Source organism: Zavarzinia sp. (assembly GCF_049306435.1).
GTDB lineage: Bacteria > Pseudomonadota > Alphaproteobacteria > Zavarziniales > Zavarziniaceae > Zavarzinia.
This window is the reverse complement of sequence record NZ_JBAQRT010000259.1, coordinates 1-5226: the sequence shown is the minus strand read 5'-3', so window position 1 is coordinate 5226 and position 5226 is coordinate 1. Positions and strand designations below refer to the sequence as shown.

The following is a 5226-nucleotide window of genomic DNA, read 5'->3' as shown; positions in this document are numbered from 1 at the left end:
GCCCAGGGCAATGGCATCGCCAACGCCCGGCAGCGCCGGCCCGTCGACGCCGGACGGGCGGTGCACGGTCAGGGCCGCGCCATCGGCCAGTGTCACCACGAGCCGCAGGTAAGGCCCCATGAAGCGGCTTTCGGTCAGCGTGCCCGCGAGGGACAGCGGCTCCGCGCCGCCAAGGGTGACATCGTCCGGGCGGATGACCACCAGCACGGCGCCATCCGGCCCCGGCGACGGCAGACGCCCGCCACCAATCGCCACTTCGCCGCCCTTGCGCACCGCCGGCAGCATGTTGGCGTCGCCGACGAAGGAGGCGACGAAACGGCTGGCCGGGCGGCGATAGACATCCTCGGGCGTGCCCTGCTGGACGATGCGGCCCGCTTCCATGATGACGATCCGGTTGGCGAGATCGATCGCCTCGCCCTGGTCGTGGGTGACGAAGATGAAGGTGCCGCCGATCGCCTTGTGCAGGGCCTTCAGCTCGTCCTGCATCGCCTTCCGCAGCTTGAGGTCGAGGGCGGCGAGCGGCTCGTCGAGGAGAAGGATGCTGGGCCGCATGACGAGGGCGCGGGCCAGCGCGACGCGCTGCTGCTGCCCGCCTGAGAGTGCCGCCGGCAGCCGGTCGGCGACCGCGCCGAGATGGACGAGGTTCAGCATCCGCACCACCTCGAGATCGATCTGTTCCGGGTCGCGGCCGGCGATCCTGGGGCCATAGCCGATGTTCTGGGCCACGGTCATGTGCGGAAACAGACCATAGCCCTGGAACACCATGTTGGTATTCCGCTTCTCGGGGCCGAGGGCGGTCACGTCCTGGCCGCCGATCTCGATGCTGCCCGTGCTCGGCGGCAGGAAGCCGCCGATCATGCGCAGCAAGGTGGTCTTGCCGCAGCCCGACGGCCCGAGCAGGGCGACGAAATCTCCCCGCCCGACCTCGAGGTCGAGCGGGTGGACGGCCTGGGTTTCGCGGTAACGCTTGGAGATATTCCGCAGACGCAGCAGGGGATCGCTCATCCGGTCAGGCCTTGAGCACCTTTTCCCAGGCTTCCTGGTAATCGTCCCAGATCGCGTATTCGCCATCCTCGTCGAGCGGATACATCTCCATCACCAGGCTCTTCCTGGTGAAGTAACCTTCGAGGTCCGTATAGTCGTAGAGCGCCTTGTTGGCGGCGCCCGCCTTCTCCATTGCCTCGGTCGTCACCACCGGGATCGAGCTGAGATCGGCGCCGGCGATCTGGCCTTCGAGCGAGAGGGCGTTGTTGATCAGGGCATGGGCCTCGGCCGACTTGGACGAGCCCTTGCCGATGGCATAGCCTTCGATGAAGCCGCTGGCGCCTTCCTTGGGGTAGGCGACCTTCACCGTGGTGCCGTCGCCGATCCAGGTGGAGACCGGCTCCCAGCCTTGCGAGATCACGATTTCCTTGTTGACGTACATGTTGATCAGATCGCCGTAGGACGGAGCGATCGCCTTCAGATGCTTCTTCTTCAGGGTGATCAGCAGCTCGGTCGTCTTCGCCAGTTCGTCGCGGGTCATGTGATGCGGGTTGGCGATGCCGAGGACCCGGGCCATGGCGAAGATATTGCCCTGATAGTCGGCGGTGATCGCCGCCTTGCCCTTGTATTCGTCCTTCATCAGATCGGCCCATGAGGTCGGCGCCGCGATCTGCGTCGAGTCATAAAGCATGCAGATCGAGCCGAAGGTGAACGGACAGGCAAACCACTTGCCATCCTCGCTCATGTTGCTTTCGGCATAGTGCTTGATGGTCGGGTGGAGCTTGGCGAAATTGGGGATCTGCGCCAGGTCGAGCGGCGCCAGCAAGCCCTCGGCGCCCAGGAAATCGTCATTGACGAAATAGGGCGTGCAGACGTCGACCGCGCTGCTGTCGAGGCGCAGCTTGGTGATGATCTCATCGGTCGAGGAGATCAGGGTCTTCTGCAGGGCGAAGCCCTTGGCCTTGTCGAAATCGCCGCCCGTCAGGAAAGTGTCATAGCCTTCCCAGCCGATATAATTGATGTCGGTCGCGGCCGCGGCCTTGCGCATTCCGCCAAAGCCGAGGGCACCGGCGGCGCCAAGGGCGGCGGCGCCGCGCAGCAGATCGCGCCGGCTCATGTCGAAATAGCGGCGAACGCGCAGGATTTCGTCTTTGCTGCTCATGGTACTCTCCCTCGGAAGGTCACGCCGTCTCTGCCACCAGCAGTCCCGTCCAGCTTCGGCGCGGGATCGCTGCAGTGCAACATCGGTTAGTTATCGAGCTGTAAAAGGACACTTTGACCGGGACTCAGTCGCGCACCCAGACCTGGTCGTCCGCATAGGCCGCCTCGCCCCGGCCGGCCGCCAGCGCCCGCCACAGCCGGGCCTGGAAGCCGAGATAGGTCATGCTGTTGGGCGCGATGCCGTTGCCGTCGAAGATTTCGCGGTGCAGTCGCGGCAGACGGTGGAAGGGCACGCCCGGGAAAGCGTGATGCGCGGTGTGATACTGCATATTCCAGCAGATCCGCCGCATCAGCGGGTTGGTCCGCGTCGTCCGCGTGTTCACCAGGATGTTCTGGTCGTGGGACAGGCCGAGATGCTCGATCGTGTTCTGCATCTGGTGAACGAATTTCATCAGCACCAGCGGCGCCAGCCAATAGAGGACGGCGGCCCAGCTCTGAAACGCGATCGAGACCGCGGCGATCAGGGCATAGCCCGCGAGATGCAATCGCGCCTCGAGGATGACATCGGCCTTGCGCGCCTCGGGGATATAGGGCTCGACCACCCGGCCGGCGGCCATGCGCAGGATGCGCGCGATCCGCGTGTACCAGTATGAAGGTCCGAAGAACCACATGAGGTAGGACAGGAGCGTGTATTTCGGCCGGGCCAATTCGCCGTCCCGGGCCCAATCCTGGGTGTGGCGATGATGGGCGGTGTGCTGGATCAGGTCGAAATCGCGCGGATAGATCATCAGGAAGCCGATGAGCCGGCCGAAGATTTCGTTGAGCGGACGTATACGAAACACGGTCCAATGGCAAAGTTCATGCTGACCGGCATAAAGGAAATTCAGCAGGATGCCATGGACGATAAAGACTGGCACCACCGCCCAGGATCCTTGGGAGAGATAGAGAAGCCAGCCGCTGACCCCGATGGCGGCAAAATGACCGCACAACTGCAGGGCACCTTTCAGATCCGATCTCGCGCTCAATTCATGAAGGCGGCCGGGCTTTATCAGATTTGTTCGAACGAATACTTCTTCCATCGACGCGGCACCCTGTAATCGTTCTGAATTGAAACAACGATCACCCGGATGGTGCCCCGCAACAGATACCGTCGGTGACAAGTTCAGTTGAGGATCCACTCAAGCAAGTTCCGCCACCCCTTCGAAGGGTGGACAAAGCGCGCCGCCCGCTTCACCTTCGCCGCCATGTTCCCCGCCCGAGCCCGCAGCGCATGACGACGCTTTCCGCCGATGATCTGGTCTCCCGCCAGTACGAGGCCCTGCCCTATCCCGCCCGCAACCCGCGCGACGAGACCAGGCGCCTGATCGAGGGCAGCCCGGGCGCCCTGCCGGAAATGCGCCACTGGATCTTCGGCGGCCGCCTGCCGGCGCGGATGCGCGTGCTCTTCGCCGGGGGCGGCACGGGCGACGGCTGCATCATGCTGGCCCAGCAACTGGCGGATGCCGGCATCGCGGCCGAGATCACCCATCTCGACATGTCGGCGGCGGCGCAGAAGATCGCGGCCGAGCGGGCGGCGATCCGCGGCCTGAAGGTCGATTTCGTGCGCGGCTCCCTGCTCGATGTCGAGCGCCTGGCACCCGGTCCCTTCGATTACATCGACTGCTGCGGCGTGCTGCACCATCTGGCCGATCCGGCGGCGGGGCTCGCCGCGCTACGCTCGGTGCTGGCGCGGGGCGGCGGCATGGGGTTGATGGTCTATGGCCGGATCGGGCGCAGCGGCGTTTACGACATGCAGGATGCCCTGCGCCTGCTGGCGCCCGAGGGGGATCCGCCGGCGGCGCGGCTCGCCATCGCCAAGCGCCTGCTGCCGGCCCTGCCGACGACCAACCGCCTGCGCCGCAACGAAGCGGTCACCGACCATCTGAACGGCGGCGATGCCGGGATCTTCGATCTTTTGCTGCATTCGCGCGACCGGGCCTATGATGTCGAGAGTTTCGTCGGCCTGATCGAGGATGGCGGCCTTGGCCTTGCCAGCCTGATCGAGCCGGCGCGCTACCAGCCCGAGACCTATCTGCTCGATCCCCAGCTGCGGCGCATCGCGGGCGATCTCGATCCTCGGGACAGGGCCGTCCTGGCGGAACGTCTGGCCGGCAATATCGCCCGCCATGTCGCCTATGTCGTCCATCCCGATCACGAGGCGCTGCCGCCCGCCCCCCTCGATCCGGATGCGATCCCGGTCTGGTCGCGGACCGACGGGGCGCAGATGGCGGCGGCGATGGGGTCGGACCGGGTGCTGAAGCTGACCCTGGACGGGCTGGCCTATCGCTTCCCCCTGCCCCAGTCCGCCCCCGTGATCGCGCGGGCGATCGACGGGCGCGCCAGCGTCGGCGAGATCGCCGCGCAGGTGAAGGTTCAGGGTTTCGAGCGGGCCTGGCCCGCGACATTCGCCGTGCTGAACGGGATCAGCCGGCTTTTCCTTCGTCGCGCTTGAACTTGTGGCCATAGATGAACCACAGGTTCCGCGCATAGATGACGAGGCCGCCGGCCTGGCCGGCGATGAACACCGGGTCTTCCCGGTGAATGGCATAGCCAAGGAGGACGATGCCCCCGCCGATGGAGAAGAACCAGAAGGCGACCGGCACCAGGCTTTGCTTCGCCTTCTCGCTGGCGATCCACTGCACGACGAAACGCATGGTGAAAAGCGCCTGTCCGGCGAAGCCGATGATGATCCACATGGTCGTATCGTTCACGATGCACTCCGGGGGGCGAAGATGCGGCGCCTTATAGCCGGATTCAGGTGCCGTGTCCCCTGCCTTAGCTGCCCGGGCTGGCCAGCCAGATATCGGCGCTCGCCGCCCGGCCGTTGGCGTCCAGCACGGTGACGCTGGCGCGGCCGATGCCATCCGGTTGCCATTCGGCCTGGCGGCGGAAGGCGGTGGTCGCGATCGGCCGGCCGTTCACCAGGAAGGTCAGCGGCATGGTCCCGCCGGTGGCGCGCAGCAGGACGCTTGAAAGGCCACCATCCTCGAGGCGCGGCACCTCGATCGTGCTGCCGTCGAGTGGCGCGGCGAGGCGCAAGGT

6 protein-coding genes and 1 pseudogene are annotated in these 5226 nt (G+C 65.7%); 2 read left to right on the top strand and 5 right to left on the bottom strand.

Features of this window, described 5'->3' with window-relative positions:
* The 3 genes from WAZ62_RS14875 to WAZ62_RS14865 form a co-directional block, all read right to left on the bottom strand.
* Window positions 1-1005 (bottom strand): ABC transporter ATP-binding protein (locus WAZ62_RS14875; RefSeq protein WP_422644317.1); only part of this gene is annotated, 1005 nt, incomplete at its 3' end.
* A gap of 4 nt (window positions 1006-1009) precedes the next feature.
* Entirely contained in the window at window positions 1010-2146 is a 1137-nt protein-coding gene (locus WAZ62_RS14870; protein WP_422644316.1) for an ABC transporter substrate-binding protein, read from the bottom strand.
* A gap of 124 nt (window positions 2147-2270) precedes the next feature.
* Window positions 2271-3062 carry a fatty acid desaturase gene (locus WAZ62_RS14865; RefSeq protein WP_422644318.1) on the bottom strand — a complete coding sequence of 264 codons (792 nt, stop codon included), beginning with the start codon at window positions 3060-3062 and terminating at the stop codon, window positions 2271-2273.
* Between WAZ62_RS14865 and WAZ62_RS14860 the strand changes: the two genes are divergently transcribed.
* On the top strand, window positions 2994-3242 hold the full coding sequence (locus tag WAZ62_RS14860) for a hypothetical protein (RefSeq protein WP_422644319.1): 249 nt from the start codon (window positions 2994-2996) through the stop codon (window positions 3240-3242). The two genes, WAZ62_RS14865 and WAZ62_RS14860, sit on opposite strands and share 69 nt — an antisense overlap.
* 173 nt (window positions 3243-3415) lie before the next feature.
* Window positions 3416-4636 carry a class I SAM-dependent methyltransferase gene (locus tag WAZ62_RS14855; protein ID WP_422644315.1) on the top strand — a complete coding sequence of 407 codons (1221 nt, stop codon included), beginning with the start codon at window positions 3416-3418 and terminating at the stop codon, window positions 4634-4636.
* Here the strand turns inward: WAZ62_RS14855 and WAZ62_RS14850 are convergent.
* Both WAZ62_RS14850 and WAZ62_RS14845 read right to left on the bottom strand, forming a co-directional pair.
* Window positions 4608-4895, bottom strand: a complete 288-nt coding sequence (locus WAZ62_RS14850; protein ID WP_422644314.1) for a lipid-A-disaccharide synthase N-terminal domain-containing protein — start codon at window positions 4893-4895, stop codon at window positions 4608-4610. The two genes, WAZ62_RS14855 and WAZ62_RS14850, sit on opposite strands and share 29 nt — an antisense overlap.
* A 64-nt stretch (window positions 4896-4959) precedes the next feature.
* A pseudogene (locus WAZ62_RS14845) lies at window positions 4960-5226 on the bottom strand (penicillin-binding protein 1C); the annotation flags it as partial.

Bases quoted from the DNA above. Each gene is read 5' to 3' on its own strand.
- WAZ62_RS14855 (WP_422644315.1), top strand. From the start codon at position 3,416: ATGACGACGCTTTCCGCCGATGATCTGGTCTCCCGCCAGTACGAGGCC.
- WAZ62_RS14870 (WP_422644316.1), bottom strand. From the start codon at position 2,146: ATGAGCAGCAAAGACGAAATCCTGCGCGTTCGCCGCTATTTCGACATG.
- WAZ62_RS14860 (WP_422644319.1), top strand. From the start codon at position 2,994: ATGGCAAAGTTCATGCTGACCGGCATAAAGGAAATTCAGCAGGATGCC.